The sequence below is a fragment of the Sorangium sp. So ce281 genome (genome assembly GCF_051527395.1).
Classification (GTDB): Bacteria; Myxococcota_A; Polyangia; order Polyangiales; family Polyangiaceae; genus Sorangium; species Sorangium cellulosum_B.
Genome location: NZ_CP150322.1, coordinates 4,818,273 through 4,841,241 on the forward strand (window position 1 = coordinate 4,818,273; position 22,969 = coordinate 4,841,241).

Sequence of the window (22,969 nt, forward strand, 5' to 3'; positions counted from 1 at the left end):
ACCGCCTCCAGCGCGTACTCCAGGCAGACCTCCTGGTCGCTGAAGGCGGGCGCGAGATCGCCCGGCACCTCGATGCGGAAAGGCACCTCCTGCGACGCGCTCCGAGCGCGCCCCGGATAAGATGGCCGCACCGACCGCCCTTCAAGGAGCACGCGATGTCCGACGCGATCACGACGTCTCAGGCTGAGCCGATCGACGACGAACGGTACCCGGCCTTCCTCGAAGCCATCCGCGCCCGCTTCGGCGAGGTGACCGCCGGCGGCGCGCGCCTCTTCACGACGGACGCCGCCGGCCTCTTCGACGCGTTCCTCGACGGGCTCCGCGCGGATCGGCGCCAGCACTACACATGCACCGCGTGCCGCCGCTTCGTCGAGCGCTTCGGCGGGCTGGTGAAGGTCGCCCCCGATGGGACCGCAACGTCGATCGCGTGGGCCCCCGAAGCAGCGCCACCGTTCTTCCGGGCCTCCGTCGAGGCCATGGCGCTCCTCGTCGCGCGCGCGAAGGTGACCGGCGTCTTCCTCTCCGAGGAGCGCACGTGGGGGATGCCGAGCAACAAGAGCCAGAAGCCGCCCTTCTCCTGGAAGCACATGGCCGTCGCGCCCGGGCGGGAGCTCGTCTTCAAGCCGTCCGCCGTGCAGACCACCTCGCAGGTCATCGCCGAGAAGCTCCAGGACTACGGCACTCTCTGCCGAGGGCTCGACGAGTTCCCGCTCGAGGTCGTGAGGCAGGCGCACACCCTCCTCGTCACCGGGAACCTCTACCGATCGGAGAAGTGCATCGGCGTGGCGAAGTGGCTGATCGATTTGCATGAGGCGCGCGCGGCGACGAAGAACCCCGTCGCCCGCGACAACCTCACGTGGTTCGCCGCGGCGACCGCACCGGCCGGGTTCTGCCACGTGCGCAGCGGCATGATCGGCACCCTCCTGGAGGATATCCAGGCCGGGCTCGGCTTCTCCGACATCAAGGCGAAGTTCGACGCCAAGATGCACCCGCTCCTCTACCAGCGCCCCCAGGCGGCGCCGAGCGCCGGCAATATCGCGCAGGCCGAGGCCATCGTGCAGAAGCTCGGCTCGGCCGGCGCGCTGGAACGCCGGTTCGCGAAGCTCGAAGACATCCAGGCGCTGTGGAAGCCGAAGGCGGGCGCGCCCCAGGAGCGGAGCGGCGGCGTCTTCGGTCACCTAAAGGCCAAGATCTCCACGGCCGCAGCGTCCGTGGAGCAGCCGCCGGTCGTCATGACCTGGGAGAAGTTCCAGCGGACCGTGCTCGCGGACGCGGAGCGCATCGAGTTCTTCGTGCCCGAGCAGAACGCGTCGTACGCGGCGCTGGTGACGGCCGCGAACCCTGATTCGCCGCCCATCCTCCAGTGGGATCGCGAAGAGAAGCGGAACCAGGTGAGCTGGTACATGTACGTCAAGGGCTCGCCGGCGAGCGCGTGGAACTTGAAGGCGGGGCAGTTCCAGGACGTCACGGCGATCGCGCTGCAGCCGACGATGTGGGACGGCCCGGACAAGTACCCGCACCAGGGCCAGTCGGTCTTCTTCCTCCTCGACGGCGCGCGGGACGTGAACCACGAGCGCAGCGGCGGCTTCTTCCCGGAAGACCTGCGAAGCGAGTACCACGGCATCCGCGCCACCATGGAGGCGTACGCGAAGAACGCGACCATCGCGGGAGCCAAGGAGGCATCAGCCTGCGGCATCAAGCTCCAGAAGAGCGCCGGCAAGTGGGATTACCTCTTCCGCGTCACAACGAAGAACGGGCGGGTTACCTACAAGCTCGACCGCTGGGACTGAGGATCGGGGCCCTGCGGGTGATGCGCCATCGGCGGACGGGTGCCGGGAACGCGGACACGCCGGGCGGGTCATGCGCGCTGCTAGACTGGCGCCGTGGCGAGAGACCTCATCGACTTCGGCATCGAGCGCTGCCGCCACGAGCACTTCTTCGGTCGAGAGGACGTGCTCGCCGCCATCGATCATCACCTCGATGGCGCGGGCGCGTCGGGCCGCTGGGTGCTCGTCACCGGCGGGCCCGGCATGGGCAAGAGCGCGATCCTCTCCCGATGGCTCGACGTGGAAGAGCAGCGCGGCCGCAGGGCGCCGCACCACTTCCTGCGGCGTGACGTGATGGACTGGGATCGCCCCGAGGCGATCACGCGCTCCCTCGCCGCGCAAATCGAGGCGCTCTACCCGGCACAGAAGGACCCTGACGCGCGGCCGGAGAGCCGGCTGACCGAGCTCCTGGCGAAGGTCTCGAAGCGCGAGCTCGTCCCCCGTGGAGAGCGCCTGGTGCTCGTCGTGGACGGCCTCGACGAGGCGCGGAGCGACGGCGCCGGGCAGAACCCGCTGCCGGGCTTCCTGCCGTACGCGCTGCCGCCCCGCGTGCACGCGCTCTGCGCCTCGCGCCCGCAGTACCCGCACCTCGGCTGGCTGGAGAGCCGCGGCAACGTGCGGCGCATCGACCTCGATGCGCCCGCGTGGGCGAGCTCGAACGAGCAGGCCTGCCGCGCGTTCTGGGAGGATCAGGCGCCACGGTTCACGCCGCGACTCGACCCGAGGCTCGTCGAGGAGGCGGTCATCAGAGCGGAGGGGAACCTGCTCTATGCGGTGAAGCTCAGGGAATGGCTCGAAGAGCAGCCGGTCGAGCAACGGCGCGTGGAGCGCCTGCCCCGCGGGCTGAGCGGGTTCTTGGAGCAGATTTGGCGCCAGCTCCGGGGCCTGCCGCGCGAGCAGTTCGGGCTGGTCACGAACGGGCTGGGCCTGGTCTGTGCGGCGCGCGAGGCGCTGCCGCTCGAGGAGATCGAGGCGGCGTGGGGATGGCAGGGTATGGAGGCCGGCGAGGACTTCCTCCACGCCGCGCGGGCGCTGCTCCTGGAGGAGCCAGCGTCGTGGCGCGGCGCGCGGGCGTACCGACCGTACCACGAGGCGTTCCGCGCGTTCGTCGCGGACAAGCTCGGGCCGAAGCGCATGGCCGAGCTGCACCGGCGGCTCTTGGAGACGACGGCGCGGTGGCCGCTCGCAGGAGAGGCGAGCGATTTTCAGAGGCGATACGCCGTGCGTCATGCGATCCCGCACGCGCTCACGGCGGGCGAGCAAGAGAAGGCGCGATGGTTCTGCAGGGATCTCGGGCTGCTGGAGGCGCTCTGTCGCGAAGACGGACCTGCAGCGATCGAGGATGCGCTGCGCCTGGCGGCGAGAGTTCTCGACGACGGCGAGCTCGATCTGCTCTACCGGGCGGTGCGGGCCGAGTCGCACTGGCTCCGTGAGTCACCGGAGACGCTACCGGAGCTGGTCTACAACCGGCTGCGCTCGGCCGGGTGGGAAGCCCACCGAATCGCGATGGCGGTACGGTTCCCGCGCGGCCTGCCGAAGCTTCGGCTGCGCCATCCGGTGCGGATGTGGACCGGCGAGGAGCGCACGCTCTCCGGTCACGCCGATTGGGTCAATGCATGCGCGATCAGCCCAGATGCCCAGCGCATCGTCTCCGCCTCCGACGACGGTACGCTCAAGGTCTGGGAGCTCTCGACCGGGCGGCTCCTCTCCACGCTCCAGGGTCACGCCAAAGGGGTCAACAAAGGGGTCAAGTCCTGCGCGATCAGCCCCGATGGCCAGCGCGTCGTCTCCGCTTCAGGAGATGGGACGCTCAAGGTCTGGGAGCTCTCGACCGGGCGGCTCCTCTCCACGCTCCAGGGCCACATCCACGGGGTCTCGGACTGCGCGATCAGCCCCGACGGTCAGCGCGTCGTCTCCGCCGCCGCCGATTGGACGCTCAAGGTATGGGACCTCGCAACGGGAGAGCCCCTGGCCACGCTCCAGGGCCACGCCATGGGGGTCAGGTCCTGCGCGATCAGCCCCGACGGCCAGCACATCGTCTCCTCTTCCGCCGACAGGACGCTCAAGGTCTGGGAGCTCGCGACCGGACGACTCCTCTCCACCCTCGAAGGTCACTCCGACTGGATCACTGCCTGTGCCGTCAGCCCCGACGGCCGGCGCGCCGTCTCCGCCGCTGGCGACAGGACACTCAAGGTCTGGGAGCTCGCGGCCGGGCAGCTCCTCCCCTCACTCCACGGCCACCCGGGCTGGATCTACGCATGTGCCATCAGCCCCGACGGCCAGCGTGTCGTGTCCGCGTCTGACGACGAGACGCTCAAGGTCTGGGATGTGTCCAGCGGACGGCTCCTCGCTACCCTCGCAGGCCACTCCAGGTGGGTCAGGGGCTGCGCGATCAGCCCCGATGGGCAGCTCATCGTCTCCACGTCCGACGACGGCACGCTCAAGATCTGGGAGCTCGCGACCGGGCAGCTCCTCTCCACCCTCGAAGGCCACGCCCAGGGGGTCAACGCCTGCGCGATCAGCCCCGACGGCCAGCGCATCGTCTCCGCGTCCGGCGACACGACGCTGAAGATCTGGGAGCTCGCGACCGGGCAGCTCCTCTCCACCCTCGAAGGCCACGCCGATTGGGTCAACGCCTGCGCGATCAGCCCCGATGGACAGCGCATCGTCTCCGCGTCCGGCGACAGGACGCTGAAGATCTGGGAGCTCGCGACCGGGCGGCTCCTCTCCACCCTCGAAGGCCACGCCAAGTGGATCAACGCCTGCGCGATCAGCCCCGATGGGCAGCGCGTGGTCTCCGCGTCCCTGGACGGTACGCTCAAGGTCTGGGAGCTCGCGACCGGGAAGCTCCACTTCACCCTCGAAGGCCACGCCGATGGCATCAACGCATGCGCAGTGAGCTCCGACGGTCAATACATCATCGCTGCTGGCAACGACGGAAAGCTCAGGTTCTGGGACGCCGCTACAGGAGCACGCGCGGACACAGCGCATGGAATGGGCCCATTTGCGTGCGTGGCCGTGTCGCGCGAGCTCGTCTGCGCCGGTGACGCGAGCGGCAACCTCTGGCTGATCGAGCGCTCCGCATCCACCCCGTCCCGGGACGCCCCCGCGACGCCCAGGCCCATCCGCCTCTTCTTCAGCTACTCCCACAAGGACGAGGCGCTCCGGGACGAGCTCGAGACCCACCTCGCCCTCCTCGAACGCGAGGGCCTCCTCGATAGCTGGCACGACCGACGCATCGCCGCAGGCGACGCCTGGGCCGACCGGATCGACAGGAACCTCGAAGCGGCCGATGTGGTCCTCCTCCTCGTCAGCGCCAGCTTCCTGGCCTCGGACTCCTGCATCGACCACGAGATGAGGCGCGCCCTCGAACGCCACGACGCCGGCCAGGCCCGGGTCATCCCGGTCCTTCTCCGGCCGACCGACTGGCACAGCGCGCCCTTCGCCAGGCTCCAGGCGCTGCCGACCAACGGCAAGCCGGTCACCCTCTGGGAGAATCGCGACGAAGCCTGGACCGACGTGGTGAAGAGCATCCGGCGCGCAGTCTCGGAGCTCTGAGCCCGCTCCGGATAGCTCCCGGGCCAACTCGCGACCTACCCGCCCGCCCTGCCGACCAGCCTCCCGGCCAACTCGCGATGGGCCCGCCTGCCCCGCCGACCAGCCTCCGGGCCATGTCCGACATACAGGCCTGCCCTGCCGACCAGGCCCCGGGCCATGTCCGACATGCCGACCTGCCCTGCCGACCAGGCCCCGGGCCATGTCCGACATGCCGACCTGCCCTGCCGACCAGGCCCCGGGCCATGTCCGACATGCCGACCTGCCCTGCCGACCAGGCCCCGGGCCATGTCCGACATACCCGCCTGCCCCGCCGACCAGCCCCCGGCCATGTCTCGCCCCCGCCCTCGCTCCCCCTCACCGGTACGGCCCGCCCCGCCCCTCCCCCCGCATCTGCCGCGCGAGCGCCAGCATGGGCCGCAGCACCTCCCGCGCCGCCGCCGGATCCGCGAGCGGCGCCCCGATCACCGCCGCGATCGCGCCCGGCGCCACCGCGACCCCCTCCTCCGCGTCCGCAACCCCCCCGATGCGCGCCGCCTGCTCCAGGATCGCCGCGCCGATCCCCTGCTCCGCCGCGTTCCTCGGCCTGGCCGCGCCCTCGATCGGCGGATCCAGCCGCAACGAGACCCGGGTCCTCGCAGGAACGGCCCCCTTGAACAGCGTCTCCAGCTCGAACTGCGCCCCTTCGAGCGTCCCCGAGAGCCGCATCGAACCGGCCCTGAGCCTCCCGTCGCTCTCCTCCGCGAAGCGGCGCCATGCGGGCAGCCACCCCGCCATCGCCGCCGGCGGCGGCAGCGCCGCGCCGGCCGCCGCGAGCGCCTGCGCCAGCGCGTCGACCTGCGCCAGGAACGCGTCGAGCGCCTGCTCGTCCGACGCCTCCGCGGCGCTCCACACCCAGGCCTCCCTGTCGTCCACGTCGGCCCGATGGAACGCACGCAGGGCGCGCCGGAGCGCGGGCCCGAGCACGGCCAGCACCTGCGCCTCCTCCCGTCCCGCCGCCCGGAAGCGCCGATCGAATCCCTCGTCCCCCGTCTCCAGCCCATCGAGCTCCAGCACGCGCCGCCACTGGACGTCGAGGCGCAACCCCCAGGGCTCCGCGAACCGCACCGTCGCGCCAAGGCCGGCCCTCAACCCCTTCACGGCAGAGGCCACCTCGACCGTGCAGCCCGCGCGCACGCCGCGGAGCCGCAGCCCCCGCTCCAGCGAGAGCCCCACCCGCCGCCCCGCGCGCGCCCAGACAGCGCGCCAGCGATCCGCGCCGACCCGGGGCCGCTTTCCATCGCGCCTGGTCCGCGGCTCGAACAGGCCGACGACGACCGGCACGCGATGTCGCACCAGCTCCCCGCCCGCCAGGTGCTCGATCGTCACCTCCAGCGCGTACTCCAGGGCAACCTCGCGGAGGCTGAAGGACGGCGCGAGATCGCCCGGCAGAGAGATGCGGAAAGGCACCTCCGTTCCCTCGGCGATCCCCGTGACATCCTGGAAGAACACGTTCGGGCAGCTCTCGTACGAAGCGCTGCGCGCGTTCACCTGCTCCACCCCATTGCCGACGAGCGCGACGCGGAGCCCGAAGGGGTAGCGCCCCGGGAGACCCCCGAAGGCGACGGCCCCGGTCACGATCGCGCCCGGGGTGAGGGTCCGGCCCGGCAGCGACACCTCGACGAAGGCGCCACGCCCCCGGTGGCTCGCGTCGATGAACGGCCCGTCTTCCGGCCGCCGAGCAGACCTGGGCCGGACGAGGACCTCCTGGCTCTCCCGGGCGTCGAGCCACCACGGAATGGAGACGTGCGCGCGGACCTCGCACCGGCACGCCTGGAAGGCGCCGGCGAACGTCGGCGGGAGATCACCGGGCAGCGCGAACGAGACCCGGTAGCGGTGAATCCCCGCGCCGAGCCGCCCCTCCCCGGCCACCTCCTCGCTGAGGAGGAGCAGATCACGAACCTCGAAGCTCCCCTCGCCAGGAACCAGCTGCTCGTGCGTGTGCCGCAGGGCCACGCGCACGAAGTTGATGGGCGTCTTCGCGGCGCTCTCGAGCGAGAGCCCGACGTCGAACGTCTCGCCCGGATGAACGACCCTGGGGAGGCGCAGCGTGATGAAAGGGCGGCTCCTCATCGCCGCCGCCCAGTGTAAACGACCTGGCCGACCGCCCTCCGACGAGGCGTAGCACCGCCCGCTCGCTCGCGGTCAGGCGGTCGTGCCGCCCGCTCGCTAGCAGTAGGAAATGGCCAGGTGCTGCGTCGAGGGCGGCAGCGGATGAAACTCCGTCCGCGAGAACCCCGCGCGGCCGAGCATCGCGCCGAGCTCCGCTGCCGTATAGGCGTCGCCCCGCGACGTCTGGACGAGCATCGTCATGGCGAACGCGGCCGCGCTCGGGGGCGAGACGCGGTCCTCGTTCGGAACGATCTCCACCGTGACCACCCGGCCGCCCTCGGACAGCGCGGCGCGCGCCTTGCGCAGGAGCGCTTCACACGTCGGCACGTCGAAGTGGTGCAGGAAGTTCGTGAGCAGCACCAGGTCGTACCCCTCGCCGAACGGCTGATCGAACGCGCTGCCGGGGAGCGGCCGCCACCGATCGGCCACGCCGGCGGCCTCCGCGTTCTCCCGCGCCACCTCCAGCACCGCGGGCCAGTCGAGCGCCACGACCTCGACGCCTGGATGGCGCTGGGCCAGCGTGATCCCGAAGACGCCGTGGCCCGCCGCCACGTCGAGCACGCGCGCCGGCCTGCCGCCCGGCACCTCGACGACGTTCGCCATGAGCTGCGCCGTGAGCCGCATCAACGGGGCCATGGCGCGCGCGAACCTCACCCACACCGGGTGCTCGGGCGCCATCGACCCCTCGTCGGGCAGCACCGTCCCGCCCTTGCGCACCGCAGCGGCGATATCCCGGTGGGCCTCCATCACCATGGGCGAGAGGACGAACTCGGTGACCCCACCCAGGTACAGGGGCGAGCGCCGGTCGAGAAATGCAGCCGAGTCGGCCGTCAGGCGGTAATGCAGCCGCTCGTCCTTGGTCAGGAACCCGAGGAGGACCAGGTAATCGCAGAGAATGCGGATGCCGCGCTCCGACGCGCCGCAGGCGCCGGCCAGCGCCGCGACGGTCTCGCTGCCCGCCGCGATCGCGGTGAACAGGTCGAGCTCGATGGCCCCCTTCAGCGCCGCCGTACGCACGTGGGCGCTCAACGCATCCATCAACAGCGCGGGAGACGGCCCCGCATCCTGGTGCGACATCATGACCTCCTCTCTCGTTCGTGCCCGTCCGCTCGCCCGCCTGGCAGCGCACGCCCGCGATGCCAGGCCGCCCCCCGGCGCAGGCGAGGAGCAAGCTACCGGATCCGACCTCGCGGTCGAGCGGTCGACCGGAAAACGACGGCGCAGGCCACCCCGGCGGCGCGGGGGCGGGCGCGCGGATCGCGCGGCGCTCCTCGCCAGGAGCGACGAGCGCGCTCGGCTACTCCGCCGCCTCGCCCAGCCACGCCCGCGCGAGCTCGAGCGTGCGCGCGTTGTCCACGGCCCGCTCCAGGAAGTGCGCCCGGAACGCGCCGTCGCTGATCTTCTCGGCGCGCGCGAGCAGGCGATCGCGCGCCTCGGCGATCGCCTCCGCGGCCTCGGCGCCGCGCCCGCAGACCGACAGCGCCTCGGCATAGACCAGGCGCACCACCGACTCGCCCTCCTCCACGCCCACCTCGTCGAGCAGCGCGCGCGCGCGCTCGGCGGCGGCGAGCGCGTCGCCGGGGCTGCCGAGGTGGAGCAGCGCGCGCCCGAGCACCGCGACGGCGTAGGCGCGCATCGGCGGGGCCCGCTCGAGGATCGCGTCCGCGGCCCGCGCCTCGCGCGCCGCCGCCTCGGGATCGCCCGCGAGGAGCAGGATGCTCGCGAGGTAGACGCGCGCGCAGCCCTCCATGCGCACGTCGCCGTGGCGCTCCAGCATCGCGCACGCGGTCTCCTCGACCGATCTCGCCTCGTCGAGCCGGCCGCGGTAGGAGAGCACCAGGCCGAGGTTCTGGAGGACGTACGCCGTGGTGCCGCGCAGCTCCATGCGCTCCGACTCGGCGAGCGCCTGGCGCAGCGCCGCCTCGGCCTCCTCGAGCTGACCCACCTGGCCGTACGAGTAGCCGAGGTTCATGCGCGCCATGCACGCCCGCCGCACGTCGCCGGCCTGCTCGAACGCCGCGAGCGCCGCCGCGATGCCCGCGAGGCTCGCGCCGGGGTCGCCGCCCGCGTGCGCGCGGATCGCGCGCGCCTCGTGGAGGTTCGCCACGGCCTCGAGATCCGGCGCCGGGGCGCCCTCGATCGCGCGCTCCGCGCTCTCGAGCAGCGCGTCGGCCAGCGCATAGCGGCCGCCGAAGATCAGCATGAGCGCGGCGGAGCTCAGGCAGGCGCTCTTGGCGGAGCTCCCGTCCTCGAGGGGCGCAGGCGTGCCGCGCGCGACGGCGGCCCAGCGCTCGACGCGCTCGAGGCCGCCCGTGGCGCCCGCGGCGATGATGATCCGGGTCAGCGCGGCGAACCAGGCGGCGGATCCCTCCGCGAGGTGCTCCGCGGAGGCCGCGGCGCGCTCCTCGGCGAGCGCGAGATCGCCGCGCCAGAAGTGCGCCTGGCTCTCGAGCAGGCGGAGCTCGCCCACGGTGGCGGGCGCCGGATCACACGCGACGCCGCGCGCCGCGCGCGCCAGCACCGCGCCGAGGTCGTTGCCCCGCAGCGCCTGCCGCGCGGCCGCGAGGTACGCCGTGGCCGCGCGCGCGGGCTCGCCGCCGCGCTCGAAGTGCTCGGCGAGCGCCATGGGGTCGGCCTCGCCGCGCTGCGCGAGGAAGCCGCCCGCGAGCGCGTGGCCGAGCCGCCGGTCGCCCTCGGTCAGCATGCCGTAGGCGGCCTCGCGGATGAGCGCGTGGCGGAACCGGAGCGCGGCGTCGCCGGCCGCGCTCCGCGGACCGATCCGCACGATCGCCTCGTGCCGCACGAGCTCGTCGACCTCGCGCGCGACCTCCGACCGGCCCACGAGCGCGGCGACCCCCGCCTCGGAGAACGCCTCGCCGAAGACGCTCGCGGCGCGCAGCACGCGGCGCGCCTCCGGGTCGAGCGCGTCGAGCCCGGCCTGCACCATCGCGAGCACCGTCTCCGGCGGCGCCGCGGCCCGGCCGCGGGCGGCGGCGCGGATCTGCTCCTCCAGATAGAACACGTTGCCGTCGGCGCGCTCGACGAGCGTCCTCACGAGCTCCGCGCTCGCCCGGGCGCCGAGCGCCTCCCGCACGAGCCGCTCCGCGCCCGACGGCGCGAGCGGAGCGAGGCGGACCTCCCGGACGAGGTGAGGCCCCCAGAGCCCCGGGAAGAGCTCGTGCACGGAGGGACGCGCCAGCGCGAGCACCGCGAACCGCCTGCCCTTCAGGTTGCGCAGCGCGGCCTCGACCAGCGTCACGGTCGGCAGGTCGCCCCAGTGGAGGTCGTCGAGCACGAGGAGCACCGGCTGCGCGGCGCACTCGGCGTCGAGGAAATCCTCCCACGCGAGGCGCAGCTGGTCGCTCATCAGGAGCGGGTGCCGCCGCGCCGCCCTGAGCTGCACGTCGTCGTCGTCCGGGAACGGCGCGCCCGCGAGCTCGCCGAGGAACGGCGCGATGCGCGCGGCCGCCGCGGCGCCGCAGCGGCGCTCGACGCGCGCGCGGATCTTGCGCCGCTTCGAGTCGAGCGGCTCGCCGTCGCGCAGGCCGAGCCCGCGGCGGAGCGCGCGCTGGAGCAGGCCGAAGGCGGAGCCGGCGCTCATCGGGTCCGCCTGGCCGAGCCACACCGCGAGGGGCTCGCTGCGCGCCCCGAGCGCGCGGACGAGCTCGTAACAGAGGCGCGATTTGCCCGACCCCACCGCGCCCGTCACCAGCACCGCGCCCGGCGCCGCCCCGCGGGCGCAGGCGTCGATCTCGGCCTCGATCAGCCCGAGCTCGCGCTCGCGCCCGACGTAGGGCGCCGGCCGGCCGAGGAGCGAGGGCTGCGTCTGGGGCTCCTCGCGCGCGCCGTGGAGCCAGCACCCCGACGCGTCCCGGGTGGCGTCGAACCGCGCGCCGAGCAGGCCGGCGGTCGTGTCGTCGATGCGGATCGCCGCCGGATGGAGGGGCTCTCGGCTGCCCTGGACGAGCTGCACGAGGCGATCGATCACCGCGCCGACCGGCAGCCGCGCGGCGACCTCGGCCCGGCCGATGACGAGCGAGAGGCGGGCGCCGCCGAGCAGCTCCCTGAGCGAGAGGGCGCAGCGGGCCGCCTGCGCTGCGAGGTCGGTGGGCGCGGCCGATCCCGAGAGCGTCACGAGCAGCCACCGCGCCTCCAGGAGCTCGACCCGGCCGCGGTGGCGCTCGACGATCTCGCGGATCGCCCGCGCCCTCGCCTCGTCCTCGACGTCGGAGAGCGTCGCCTCCGCGTCAGACTGGCCCTCCCGGGCGAGGAGGAGGCACATGACCTTCCGCTCGCTGGTCGTGATCTCGCGGCCGCGCCGCGCCGGCGGGTGGGACGACGGGGGCTGCAGCGACGGCGGGCCCGCGTCGTGGCGTGAATCCAGCGCCCCCGAGGCGAGCGCCGCCGCGACGACGCCCGCGTCGCGCGGCCGGGACTCCCGCGCCTTCGACAGCATCCGCGCGACGAGCCGATCGAGCCAGGCCGGGACGTCGTCGCGGAGCTCCCTGAGCCGCGGCGGCTCCTCGAGGAGGACCTTCATGAGGACCGAGAGCGGGTCGCTGCCGCCGAACGCGGCGCGCCCGGTGAGGCACTCGAAGAGCACGCTGCCGAGCGCGAACACGTCGGCGCGCGCGTCGATCTGCGGCTCGCCGCGGGCCTGCTCCGGGGCCATGTACTGGGGCGTGCCGCGGATGTCGCCGAGCGTCGGGAACTCCTCCTCGTCATCCCCGGAGAAGCGCGCGACGCCGAAGTCGATGAGCCGGACGCGCTGGAGGTCGCCGCCCTCGAGGATGAGGTTGCCCGGCTTCACGTCGCAGTGCACGAACCCGAGCTGGTGGACGGCGGCGAGCGTGCCGGCGATGCCCGCGGCGAGCGTGAGGCCCTCGGCGAGGGGGAGCGGGCCGCGATCGAGCCGCTCCGAGAGGGTCTCGCCGTCGAGCCACTCCATCGCGAGGTAGAGCCGGCCCCCGCCCGTCGCTCCGTGCGCGACGTAACGGGCGACGCCGGGGATCGCGAGCGTCGCGAGGGCGAGATGCTCGCGCGCGAGGGCGCTCAGCGACGCGGTCGCGGCGGTCTGGAGGAGCTTGAGCGCGACGAGCTCGCCGGACCGGAGGTCGCGCGCGCGGTACACGCGCGCCGTCCCGCCCGAGGCGGCGTGCTCCTCGATCTCGAACCGGTCGTCGACGACCTCTCCTGCCTGCATCGAGCTGACGCGCTCCTGGCGGGCGCTCTACCGCTATTGCACAGCGTGCCAGCGGCGCGCGCCGTCCGTCCACTGTCACTTCGCTCGACGCCGCGCGGCGTGCGCGCCGGCTCACCGCGGCCGATCCCCTGGCCGAGCCACCTCCCGGGGACGCATGTCGCGGCGCCGGCGCTCGCGTCGGCGCGGCGCACACGCCGGCGCACCTCGCCGGCTCACCGACGTGTCGTCGCGCACCGCAGGCGCGGCGAGAGCGCCATCAACCGAGAGATGAACCGCCAAGGACGCCAAGGACGCCAAGAAATGAAAAAATCTTGGCGTCCTTGGCGCCCTTGGCGGTTTGAACTCTGCCCTGTTCAGGAGGGATCAATCCGCCTGTGGCTCCACGGGCGCTTTGCCTGCGTCCGCGTCGCCTGCGCGCCGCCGCAGCACCACGTAGCGGAGGTGCGGCACGCCGCTCACCGCCACGGGGGCGAACGCGTCGCCAGCGCCGGGCAGGCGCGCGACGCGCTGCTCCACCCCGCGCGCGAACCGCGACGCGGGCCACGGCGACGCGGGCGCCTCGCCCTCGGCGAGCAGCAGCACCAGCGCGTCCACCCGGCGCGCGTCGAGCAGCGCCCCGGGGATCCGCTTCGTGGTGTGCCCGCCGGGCAGCGCCGCGATCGCCGGATCCGTGACCCCCGCGAGATCGACGAGGGTCGCGCCCGTCGCCGCCCCGAGCCAGCCGATGTCGAGCGCCGCGACGACCTCCGCCCCGGCGAGCGCGCCGCGGAGCTCCTCGACGACGCGCAGCCGGTCGCTGCCCACCCGCGCGGCGGTCGGCCCGACCCGGACCATCACGAAGAGCTCCCCCGCGAGCGCGAGCGCGAACCGGACCGCCGTGGCGCGCGCATCCGCCACCGAGGCGACGTGGGCCGCCGCGAGCACCACGGCGGGCAGCGCCGGGACGACGAGCCGCGAGAGCGGCATCCAGTCGCCGCCCGCCGCCGCGACCGCGAGGAAGTGCACCGCGACCGCCGCGAGCAGCCCGCGCGGCCACGCGGGGAGCGCGCGCCACGCGGCCGGCGCGATCAGCGCCGCAGGGCCGGTCAGGAGGAAACACGCGAGCGCGTACCGGGCCCCGAGCGCCGCGTCCGGCGCCTTCGCGAGCGCGGCGAGCGGCGCGGCCCGCCCGAAGATCGAGAGGCGCGCCAGGGCCACGGCGACGAACGGGAGGCCCGCGAGCGCGAGCGCGGCGAGCGCTCGCGCCCACGCGGGCCGCGGCGGCGCGCCCCCCGCGGCGTCGCGGCGCGGGGCCGCCTGGGCCGAGAGCGCGACGACGAGCGCGAACGGCAGGAGCTCCGGCCGGAGCGCCGCCGCGGCCCCGGCGCAGGCCGCGCCGGCGAGCGCGCGGCCGAGCGACGGCAGCGCGACGGCGAGCGCCCCGAGCGCCGCGACGACGCCCGTCTCCATGCCCGCCACGCTCCAGGCGGCGAGCGGCGCCGACGCCGGCACGAGCGCGAGCGCCGCGAACCGGATGGGACGAGCGGACGCCCGATCGATCGCGAGCGCCAGGACGCCGGCGGCGAGCGTCCACGCGAGGGCGCCGAGCGCCTTCGCGGCCGCGAGGGCGGCGAGCGGCCCGCCGGCCGCGAACGGCGCCAGCACGAACGCCCACCCGAGCGGCGTCACGCCGTCGGTCACCGGCCCGGCCGCGTTGAAGCGGTAGCCCAGCCCCCGGGCGAGGTGGTGCGCATAACGCGCCGTGATCAGGGCGTCGTCGACCGTGAACCCCGAGAGCGCGAGCGCCGGGAGCAGCGCCGAGAGCGCGCCGGCGAGCGCAACGAGCAGCGAACGCCCCCGCCCCGTCACGCCGCCTGCGCGTCCGCGCGGCACTCCGGTGGCCACGAGGCGCTGACGCCCGCGCTGGACCGGAGCCCGCGCCGCTCCACGCGATCTCCATCGAGGACGCACCGGCAGCGGAGCAAGCGCCCAGGGTGTACGGCGATCGGCACGCGGCGATCCTGTGACAGGCGCACGAAGGACGCAATTGCGCTCGTCTGCTCGCGATCATGCGAGCAGGCGAGATGCGAGACGCGACCACGCGGCCACGTGCGCGCGAACGTCGTGAACACCTGGGCTCGCCGCGGCCCGCGCGCCTCGGACAACGGCGGCGGCGCTGCGCCTCGTGGCAGCCATGCGCCCTCGTGGACGGTATAGTTCCCCGCATGGCACTTCCCGCCGCGCTCCTGGCCGCCGTCGAGCGGCATTCGTGTTTTACCGGCTGCTATCGCAGCGAATCGGAAGTCCAGGTCTGCATCGATCCCGCGCAGGCGCTCGTGCCGACGGTGCCTGTCTGTTGCAGCGATTGCCTGAACTTCCACCCGGCGGCGCTCGTGAGCCTCTTGCCCCTCGGCATGACGTCGTACGCGCTCGCGAACGCGCTGACGACCCACGTGCGCTCGCTGCGCGGGTACAAGTGGGCGACCGGCGGCTACCACACCGCGGGCACCGGCTTCTGGCTCAACGCCGCCTACTACGGCAATGGCCTCTTCCTGGTCGACGCCGCGCGCAACCGCAACGCGAGGACGGACGTCGACATGCTGATCGAGGCCTTCCAGCACGGGATCGTCCAGCCGGAGGACCCGCGCATGCTCGATCCGGCGCTCTACACGATCGAGCTCGCGTACATCAACATGTCGCGGCCCATCCTGCCGGTCCGCAGCAAGCAGGATCTCCTGACGTCGCCGCAGCGCAGCGCCACGCCGAGGCAGGGGTTCTCGCGCGTGTCGATCGTGGAGTTCCAGCCGCTCGCCGTCGCGGGGCCATCCCCTTCCGCGCAGCCGGCGAAGCCGGCGCCGCAGCCCCGCGAGCTCAAGCTCGGCGATACGTGCCCGACGTGCGGCGCCGCCGTGATGGAGCGACCGCTGTTCTCGGGCACGTTCGTGGGCTGCCTCTGCTGAGGGCGCGCCGCGGGCCACGCCGGCGACCGGCTCACGGCGACGGCGCCGGCGGCGTGGTCGCGCGCCACGCGGTCTCTCCGGTCGCCGGGTCGATCGCGCGCAGCGCAGCGCCGCTCACCGCGGCGCCGCTGACGACGTAGACGTAGGGGCCGGACGCCTTCGCCGCCGTGAGCCGGTCGCCGAGGTAGGCCGCGGCGCGCTCGTACCGCGCGGCCCCGGACACCGGATCGAGGGCGATGATCCGCGGCTCGGCGCCGTTCACCACGTCGACGCCGACGACGACGGCGGCGCCGCCGCTCGCGACGAGGAACAGGTCGGGCCGCCCGCCGGAGAGCGGCGCGCGCGCGGCCAGCTCCTTCTTCCAGAGCGACTCGCCGCCGCGCCGCCCCTCGACGGTGAGCCGCGGCGGGCCCCCGGCCGGCGCGCTGAGCACGACCTCCACGCCGCCGGCCTGGACCACCTGGGGGTTCTTCTTGCGCTCCCAGAACTGCCCCGTGATCGCCGACGGAGGCGGCGCCGTCGGGCAGTCGGCCGCCGCGCCCCCTTCGAGCTTGATCCCGGTCGCCGTGCCGTCCTTCATCACCACGGTCGCGCAGCCGTCGCCCCCCGCGATCTCGTCGGGGACCCCGGGGAGGTCCGCCACCCAGCGCGCCTTGCCGGTGCGGGCGTCCAGCGCGCGCACCGCGGCGTCGCCCCCGCCCGCGAGCACCGTGTTCGGGTCCGCGCAGGCGAGCGCGTCCGGCTCCTCGATCTCCAGCGAGGCCCAGATCCCCTGCCCGCTGCGCCCGTCGACGGCCACCACGCGCCCGCGGGTCTTGCCGTCCTGCCACAGCACCGGGTCGGGCGCGTCGTCGCCGTTCGCGTCCACGAAGCAGAGGGCGTCGAGCTGGGTGGAGAGCGGGCGCGCGCGCGGCGCGGGCTCCTTCGGCGGGTCGACGCGCGCGAAGAACATCACCGCGAAGCCGATCCCGACCGCGGCCATCGCCGCGGCGAGGAGCGCCTTCGTCGCCCGGGATGGCCCCGGCGCGGGCGCGCGCGCGCCCGGCGGCGCAGCCACGCCTGCGACGCCGGGGGCGTCAGCGCCGCAGCGCGGGCATGCGATCCCATCACGACTTGCCTCCAGCGAGGCTCCACAGCTCCTGCAGGGCCGCATCCGGACAGTCTATCGCCGCCGGGTGCCCGTGATCGAGAGCGACCGTGCGCGGGCCGCCGGACCCGGGGCTCGCCTCCGCTACTTCGACCAGAGCACCGAGAGATCGATCTCGATGGCGTCGAAGGGCACGACCCGGACCCGCGCCGCGTCGCGGTGGACGGGGCCGGGCTCCCAGCCCCTGCCCGCGACGAGCGAGAAGACCTCGAGGGTGCGCCGGATTGGATCGACGAGCCACGCGTGGAGCACGCCTTCGCGCGCATAGAGGGGCATCTTCTCCGTGCGATCGACGTCCTCGGTCGACGGGCTCAGGATCTCGCAGATCCAGTCGGGAGCGAGCGGGAAGAAGGCCGTCTCGGGCAGCTCGGGCATACGCTCGATCCGCCAGCCGGCGAGGTCGGGCACGAGCGCGTCGAACTCACCAGCCGCGTGCGGGTCGGGGAAGTGCAGCTCAGGCTCGACCAGGATGGTCCAGCCGCCCGGCCCGCCTTCGCCCAGGTCGAAGGGGCCGGACAGCTTCCCCCCAAGCCTGGACGCGGCTCGCGCATGTCGCGGCGCCGGCCGGGGGAACACGTGCAGGGTGCCGCGGACGAGCTCCGCCACCTTGTTCGACGGGACGGCTTCGAGGTCCGCGTACGTGGCGCGGGGTTGCTTCTCGGCGGGCTGACCCATGACCGGAGCCTGCCTGGACGCCCAGGGAGTGGCAAGGGTGTGTGGCGCGCCGAACCTGAACGCTCGCGCGGCGCCGCGCGCCCGCCCCTCACCCGTTACGGCTTCGGTATCCTCAACGTGCCGCTGACCATGGCGCTGCCGCTCACGACATAGACCAGGCTGAGCGGGTGGAACGCCCAGGGGCCGAGCGCGATGGACCCGAGCCACAGCTGCTCGTGCACGCGCCCCGTGGCAAAGAGCACCCCGAAGAGCAGCACGATGAGCAGGCTCGTGGGGATCGGCGTCCCCTCGTAGTAGCGCACCTTTCCTCGCTCGTCCGACAGCTCGGCCGCCGTCACGTTGTACCGCGCGAGGCGGCTGATCCCGCACGCGACGAAGTAGACGAGGGCGGCGGCGTCCCACGGCCCGCGCAGGCCGAGCGCGTAGCCGAGCACCGCGGGCGCGACGCCGAACGAGACCACGTCGGCGAGGGAGTCGAGATCGGCCCCGAGCGGCGAGTGCTTGCGACGCCAGCGCGCGATCGTGCCGTCGAGGACGTCGCACGCCAGCGCGAACGGCAGGAGCCCGAAGGCCACCCAGATATGGATGCGCTCGCGCTCGGCCACGTAGTTCAGGCAAAGCAGGATGCTCAGCGTGCCGCTCGCCGCGTTCGCCAGCGTGACGAAGTCGGCGAGCGCGAACGACCGGAGCATCGAGAAATGGGGCGGTCTCTCGGCAGGCATGGCGCTCGGAGTGCGCAGTGTCGCACGTCCGGTTCGATTGCCAACCATTCTGCGGGGCGCACGTCGCCGTCCTCGGGGCGTCCTCGCGTCGCAGGGCGCCTCGGGCCGCGGCGCGCCCGGCGCCGGCACCGTCTAGCCAGGTGGCACGTGCTTGTCCACTCCGCGGCGATCCGCGCACAAAACTTAGGACCGGGCCGCGCACTGCCTAGCATCCGTCGGCGGATGCCCGGACTGTCACTTGTCGCCGACAACACCCGTTGCTCACCGGAGCCCGAGCGCACGTCGCTGCACGATGTGCTCGACTTCGTCCTGGAGGGGGCGCGCAACGCGCCTCCTCCGCTCGATGGAGCGGCGCTGCCGCTACGCGCCGAGGCTGAAGCGCTGCCGCTGCTCTGCGAGCTCGCCGAGGCCGCGGCGGAGCTCGCCTCCGGACGCCGCGCGCGCGCGGTCGTGCGCCTGTGCCTCGAGCCCGACCCCTGGGAGCTCGGGCTGGAGCGCGTGGGCCGCGACCTCCTCGTCACCGTCTTCCAGGGCGGGGACGTGCCCGAGGTCGCCCTGCACGAGCGGCGCTTCGACGGCGAAGCGCTCTGCGCGCGCCTCCTCGCGGCCATCGACCGGTTCGCCTCGCACAGGGGCGCGCGCCGCGACGCCGTCGCCGACAACGACGCGGAGCTCGGCGGGCTCGGCGAGCTGCGGCTCCCGGCCGCGCGGCGGTGCCTCGCGGCCTCCCTGCCGTTCTCGCCCGACGAGGCGGGGGGAGAGCCCGCGATCGTGGGCGTCGAGCCGACCGGCGAGATCCCGATCGCCATCGCGGCCGAGGCGCTCCTGCGCACGTCGCAGGGCGCGGCGCTCACGCAGCCGGCCGTGCTCCGGGCCGACCTGTTCTCGCTCCTCTTCCGGGGCAAGATCCGCGTGCTCGTGGGCGAGGAGGCGCGGGAGCTGCCCGACGTCTTCGTCTTCCCGTTCGCCGAGCAGCTCGCGTCGCTGTCGCTCGAGTCGCTCGACGCGTGGGCGCGGCGCCAGCCCTACCACCGGCGGCTGACCGTCGGCGGCGCGATCCTCGGCGTCCGGCTGCACAGCGAGGGGGCGCTGTCGCTCACGCTCGGCGTGCCCCGCGTGGGCCGCGTCCCCTCCGCGGATCCCCGCGCGCCCGGCGCCGGCCGCGTCCCCTCGTTCGCGGCCGCCGAGGAGCGGGCGCAGACCTGGACCTTCCCGGCCGTCGACGTGGCGGCGCTCGCCCAGGGCGTGGTCGCGTTCGGGCGGGCGCTGGCGCGCAGCCTGGTGCGCCGCGATCGCGGGCAGGCGTCGAACCTGCGCCTGTTCGAGTTCCGGGCGCGCGTCCGCGAGCTCGCCGAGCGGCTCCGCGAGCTCACGCGCAACGACGCGAAGATCAACGTGGCCCCGGAGACGTACCGCGCCTTCGCGGCGGCGGCGGCGCGCCCGCAGGCCGCCGCCGAGGACACGTTCGGGCGGACGCGCCTGCGCTTCACGGCCCGGTGGATCGCGGCGATCCCGTCGCTCGATCTCCGCGCCACCTTCCTCTGCGGCGACGTGCTGGTGGTGGGCTCGACGCGCGAGCTGACGTGCATCGATCGGCGCACCGGCGAGTGCCTGTGGCGCAAGCCTGCGCCGCGCGCGGTCTCGGTGATGACGCCGGTCGGCCTCGGGCGGCTCCTGCCCGACGGCACGCTGCAGCTGCACGATCTGTCGAGCGGCGAGGTCGCCTGGTCGACGCGGCTCTCGCCGCGCGTGGGCGCGAACGCCTCGGGCGCGGTGGTGAGCGCCCCCGGGCTGCCGCGGATGCTCATCGTGAGCGAGGGGACGCGCCACCTCGCGGCCGTGGACCTCTACTCCGGCGAGGTGCGCTGGCGCTACGCCGCGCGGCGCGGCGAGAACTTCCGGCTCCGCCGCGCGGGCAAGCTCGTCCTCGTGGGCAGCGGCGAGCCGGCCCTCGCGGCGCTCGACGTGCTGAGCGGCGAGGTCGTGTGGCGCTTCTGCGACCGGCTCCCGTTCGCGTCGCCGGTGGCGGTCGATCACGACGCGCTCTTCGCGCTGGCGGGCGACGGCGCCTTCGTCGGCCGCGGCGGGGCGCGGCTGCACCACCTCGACCCGTGGTCCGGCGAGGCGCGGTGGACGGTCGATCTGCCGAAGCACGTGGCGCCGGTCGGCGCGCCGCTGCTCGGGCCCGAGACGGTGTGCGTGGTGACCCACGGGCGGCGCGGCACGGGGCTCGTGGGGCTCGATCGCCGCACCGGGGCGACGCGCTTCGACCTGACCGCGTGCGCGGCGACGGCCTCGTGCCTCATGGTGGACGACGTGGTCGTCGTGAACAGCGAGGCAGGCGAGATCGTCGGGATCGGCGCGCACGACGGCGCGGTCCGGTACCGGCACGTCATCGCGGGCGGCGTCGAGGGCGACAGGCCGCGGCGCCTCGAGCCGGTGCTCCGCTCGGGCGCGCTGTTCGTGCCGCAGAGCGAGGTGCACGTCGTCCGGCCGCGCGACGGCGCGCTGCTCGGCAAGGTGCCGACCGACCTCATCCCGGATCTCCTGCGGGTGGACGAGCGGTGCGACGTCTACGTGGCCGAGGAGAGCGGCCACCTCGCGGCCTTCGCCGCGGCCCCGCGGCTCAGCCTCGTCCAGTAGCCGCGGCGGCGCGCGTCAGCGCGGCCGCCGCGCCGGCTTCCAGATGAGCTCGAGCGTCACCTGGGTGACGCCGTCCCGGATGAGCCCGATCCGCTCGGCGGCCTTGCGCGACAGATCGATGATCCTCCCGCGCTTGAACGGGCCGCGGTCGTTGATCCGCACGCGCACGCGGCGGCCGTCCCGGCGGACCACGTCGACCACGGCGCCGAAGGGCAGCGTCCGGTGCGCGGCCGTGAGCGCGCGCGGGTTGTAGCGCTCGCCGCTCGCGGTGCGGCGGCCGTTGAACTTGTCGGCGTAGTAGGTGGCGCGCCCGTGCTGGATCGCCGTCCCCTTCGCCGCGCTCCGCGCGCTCTCGGGCGCGATCGGCGTGGAGACGCCGTCGATGTCCGGATCGTCGTCCTCGGCCTGGTGCCGCGGGGGCGCCGGCGGGGTGCTCGGCGCGACGCCGCGCGCGATCGGCGCGTCGGCTCCCGTGCGGGGCGCTGCAGGCTGGTGAGCGGAGCAGGCGGGGGTGAAAGAGAGGAGGAGGAAGGCGAGCGTCCTCGCCACGCCGCGGCGTCCACGGAGCGTCATCACGTCGCCTCGGGCGCGGCGCGTTCGGCCGACGAGGGGTCGAGGTCGGCCGCGGGCGAGGTCACCGCGGCGACCAGGGCCAGGGCCGAGGGCTCGCCGCTCCCCGCCCCGTCCACGGACGGCGCCGCCTGGGGCCTGGCCTTGGCCCGCACGAACCCGGCCAGCTCGCGGAACGGCACGCCGGTCGGGCAGATCCTCTCCTTCTCGGCGAGCACCTCCTCCGGCACGTGCGCGAGCGCGAGCGCGGCGGCGTCGAAGTCCGGCATGCTCCGCGACGACGCGAGCACCACGGTCATGAGGCCGCGGTAGGCCCCCCTGGAGGCCCCGATGCGCTCGGCCTCCCCGAGATCGCAGCGCCCGCACGCGATGCAGCGGGAGAAGCGGGGCAGGGCCGCGCGCTCGGCGGGCGAGAGCGGCGGCAGGCCATCGGCGTCGTAGTTCTCGCGGAAGAGCGCGAGCCCGCTCGGGCCGTCGCCGAAGAGACGGCGCACCGCGACCTTGAGGAGCGACCACGCGAGGACCGCGAGGGCCAGGGCACGACCGGAGAGCACGATCCGTCCATAACCCGAAACAGGCCCGCGCGCCGAGCCCATGCGCGCCGGGTCTCCCAGAACGGCGCCGGCCGCGTGAACCCGCGTTAACAGCGCGTCGGGCGCGCGCAGCTCCGCGACGACCCGCCGCCGCCGCGATGACCCCTGCGACGCGCGCTCGTCGCCCGAGCTCCGCGGCCCCGGAGATCGCGCGTCGCGCCGGCGCTGCGCGGCGGATCGCGCGACGACGGCCGCCGCCGGGCGAGGACGCCGCGCAGCGGCGCCACGCCTCCGCGCGTCGGTCCTCGCTGGCACGTCGGGTGCACAGGCGCCAGGCATGCCCAAGGACTTGCTTCTCTGCGACAGCGGACGCCCGGAAGACCTCGGCGATCTCGCCGAAGGTGCGCTGGTGGAGGCGATGATCGCGGGGGACGAGCGCGCCTGGCGCGCCTTCCACGCCCGCTACGATCGGCTCGTCCACCGCTGCATCAGCGGCGTGATCGCCCGCTTCTCCGCTGTGGTCGCGCAGGACGACATCCGCGACATCCACGCCACGCTGCTCGTGCAGCTGCTCTCGAACGACATGCGCAAGCTGAGGACCTTCGACGCGGGCCGCGGCGCGCGGCTGAGCTCCTGGATCGGCACGCTCGCCGTCCACTGCGCGTACGACCACCTGCGCTCGAGGAGGCGCGCGCCGCGCTGCGCCCCGCTCGACGACGCGGCGGTCGAGCTCCCCTGCGAGCGCCCCTCGCCGCAGGAGCAGGCCGAGCGCCGCGAGCGCGCCGCGCTCGTGGGGCGGGTGCTCCACGCCTTCTCCAACAAGGACCGCGAGTTCGTCGCGCTCTACTTCGCCGAGGGCCTGCCCCCGGAGCAGATCGCGGCGCGGATGAGGATCAGCGTGAAGACGGTGTACTCGAAGCGCCACAAGATCCAGAGCCGCCTGGAGGCGATGCTGTCCAGCGTCAGCCTCGCGGCGTGACGTTTCCCTCCCCCGAAGGGGGCTCG

At 74.3% G+C, this 22,969-nt stretch carries 14 protein-coding genes; 5 read left to right on the forward strand and 9 right to left on the reverse strand.

Annotated elements, in window-relative coordinates:
- Positions 1 to 155 precede the first annotated feature (155 nt).
- Together WMF27_RS18145 and WMF27_RS18150 are read left to right on the forward strand one after the other, a co-directional pair.
- Complete coding sequence (locus WMF27_RS18145) at positions 156 to 1,790, forward strand: hypothetical protein (RefSeq protein ID WP_437767624.1); 1,635 nt, start codon at positions 156 to 158, stop codon at positions 1,788 to 1,790.
- A gap of 93 nt (positions 1,791 to 1,883) precedes the next feature.
- The gene (locus tag WMF27_RS18150) at positions 1,884 to 5,384 is read left to right on the forward strand and encodes a TIR domain-containing protein (RefSeq protein WP_437767623.1); all 3,501 of its coding nucleotides are present in this window, start codon (positions 1,884 to 1,886) and stop codon (positions 5,382 to 5,384) included.
- 354 nt (positions 5,385 to 5,738) lie between these two features.
- Here the strand turns inward: WMF27_RS18150 and WMF27_RS18155 are convergent, their stop codons facing one another.
- From WMF27_RS18155 to WMF27_RS18170, 4 genes are all read right to left on the reverse strand, one after another.
- Positions 5,739 to 7,493: a hypothetical protein gene (locus WMF27_RS18155; protein ID WP_437767622.1), complete on the reverse strand. Its 1,755-nt coding sequence runs from the start codon at positions 7,491 to 7,493 to the stop codon at positions 5,739 to 5,741.
- Positions 7,494 to 7,589: 96 nt separating this feature from the next.
- Positions 7,590 to 8,612, reverse strand: a complete 1,023-nt coding sequence (locus tag WMF27_RS18160) for a methyltransferase (RefSeq protein WP_437767621.1) — start codon at positions 8,610 to 8,612, stop codon at positions 7,590 to 7,592.
- Between the two features lie 217 nt (positions 8,613 to 8,829).
- The gene (locus tag WMF27_RS18165) at positions 8,830 to 12,735 is read right to left on the reverse strand and encodes a serine/threonine-protein kinase (protein WP_437767620.1); all 3,906 of its coding nucleotides are present in this window, start codon (positions 12,733 to 12,735) and stop codon (positions 8,830 to 8,832) included.
- Between the two features lie 363 nt (positions 12,736 to 13,098).
- Positions 13,099 to 14,583: a hypothetical protein gene (locus WMF27_RS18170; protein ID WP_437767619.1), complete on the reverse strand. Its 1,485-nt coding sequence runs from the start codon at positions 14,581 to 14,583 to the stop codon at positions 13,099 to 13,101.
- Between the two features lie 356 nt (positions 14,584 to 14,939).
- Between WMF27_RS18170 and WMF27_RS18175 the strand changes: the two genes are divergently transcribed.
- Positions 14,940 to 15,674, forward strand: coding sequence for a hypothetical protein (locus tag WMF27_RS18175; RefSeq protein WP_437767618.1), 735 nt, complete (start codon positions 14,940 to 14,942; stop codon positions 15,672 to 15,674).
- 31 nt (positions 15,675 to 15,705) lie between these two features.
- Here the strand turns inward: WMF27_RS18175 and WMF27_RS18180 are convergent, their stop codons facing one another.
- The 3 genes from WMF27_RS18180 to WMF27_RS18190 form a co-directional block, all read right to left on the reverse strand.
- Positions 15,706 to 16,731, reverse strand: coding sequence for an outer membrane protein assembly factor BamB family protein (locus WMF27_RS18180; protein ID WP_437767617.1), 1,026 nt, complete (start codon positions 16,729 to 16,731; stop codon positions 15,706 to 15,708).
- A 174-nt stretch (positions 16,732 to 16,905) separates the two neighbouring features.
- On the reverse strand, positions 16,906 to 17,496 hold the full coding sequence (locus tag WMF27_RS18185; protein ID WP_437767616.1) for a Uma2 family endonuclease: 591 nt from the start codon (positions 17,494 to 17,496) through the stop codon (positions 16,906 to 16,908).
- Between the two features lie 95 nt (positions 17,497 to 17,591).
- The gene (locus WMF27_RS18190) at positions 17,592 to 18,218 is read right to left on the reverse strand and encodes a CDP-alcohol phosphatidyltransferase family protein (protein WP_437767615.1); all 627 of its coding nucleotides are present in this window, start codon (positions 18,216 to 18,218) and stop codon (positions 17,592 to 17,594) included.
- A 222-nt stretch (positions 18,219 to 18,440) separates the two neighbouring features.
- Here WMF27_RS18190 and WMF27_RS18195 point away from each other — a divergent pair, with 222 nt between their 5' ends.
- Complete coding sequence (locus WMF27_RS18195; RefSeq protein ID WP_437767614.1) at positions 18,441 to 20,861, forward strand: PQQ-binding-like beta-propeller repeat protein; 2,421 nt, start codon at positions 18,441 to 18,443, stop codon at positions 20,859 to 20,861.
- 15 nt (positions 20,862 to 20,876) lie between these two features.
- Here WMF27_RS18195 and WMF27_RS18200 read toward each other — a convergent pair whose 3' ends face one another.
- Positions 20,877 to 21,224, reverse strand: a complete 348-nt coding sequence (locus tag WMF27_RS18200; RefSeq protein ID WP_437769836.1) for a septal ring lytic transglycosylase RlpA family protein — start codon at positions 21,222 to 21,224, stop codon at positions 20,877 to 20,879.
- Between the two features lie 209 nt (positions 21,225 to 21,433).
- On the reverse strand, positions 21,434 to 21,985 hold the full coding sequence (locus tag WMF27_RS18205; protein WP_437767613.1) for a hypothetical protein: 552 nt from the start codon (positions 21,983 to 21,985) through the stop codon (positions 21,434 to 21,436).
- Between the two features lie 316 nt (positions 21,986 to 22,301).
- Here WMF27_RS18205 and WMF27_RS18210 point away from each other — a divergent pair, with 316 nt between their 5' ends.
- Positions 22,302 to 22,943, forward strand: a complete 642-nt coding sequence (locus WMF27_RS18210; RefSeq protein ID WP_437767612.1) for an RNA polymerase sigma factor — start codon at positions 22,302 to 22,304, stop codon at positions 22,941 to 22,943.
- Positions 22,944 to 22,969 lie beyond the last annotated feature (26 nt).

What these genes read in the sequence shown, in the direction of transcription:
- WMF27_RS18145 (WP_437767624.1), top strand. Translation starts at nt 156, where the DNA reads ATGTCCGACGCGATCACGACGTCTCAGGCTGAGCCGATCGACGACGAA.
- WMF27_RS18155 (WP_437767622.1), bottom strand. Translation starts at nt 7,493, where the DNA reads ATGAGGAGCCGCCCTTTCATCACGCTGCGCCTCCCCAGGGTCGTTCAT.
- WMF27_RS18160 (WP_437767621.1), bottom strand. Translation starts at nt 8,612, where the DNA reads ATGATGTCGCACCAGGATGCGGGGCCGTCTCCCGCGCTGTTGATGGAT.
- WMF27_RS18165 (WP_437767620.1), bottom strand. Translation starts at nt 12,735, where the DNA reads ATGCAGGCAGGAGAGGTCGTCGACGACCGGTTCGAGATCGAGGAGCAC.
- WMF27_RS18175 (WP_437767618.1), top strand. Translation starts at nt 14,940, where the DNA reads ATGGCACTTCCCGCCGCGCTCCTGGCCGCCGTCGAGCGGCATTCGTGT.
- WMF27_RS18185 (WP_437767616.1), bottom strand. Translation starts at nt 17,496, where the DNA reads ATGGGTCAGCCCGCCGAGAAGCAACCCCGCGCCACGTACGCGGACCTC.
- WMF27_RS18190 (WP_437767615.1), bottom strand. Translation starts at nt 18,218, where the DNA reads ATGCCTGCCGAGAGACCGCCCCATTTCTCGATGCTCCGGTCGTTCGCG.
- WMF27_RS18195 (WP_437767614.1), top strand. Translation starts at nt 18,441, where the DNA reads ATGCCCGGACTGTCACTTGTCGCCGACAACACCCGTTGCTCACCGGAG.
- WMF27_RS18210 (WP_437767612.1), top strand. Translation starts at nt 22,302, where the DNA reads ATGCCCAAGGACTTGCTTCTCTGCGACAGCGGACGCCCGGAAGACCTC.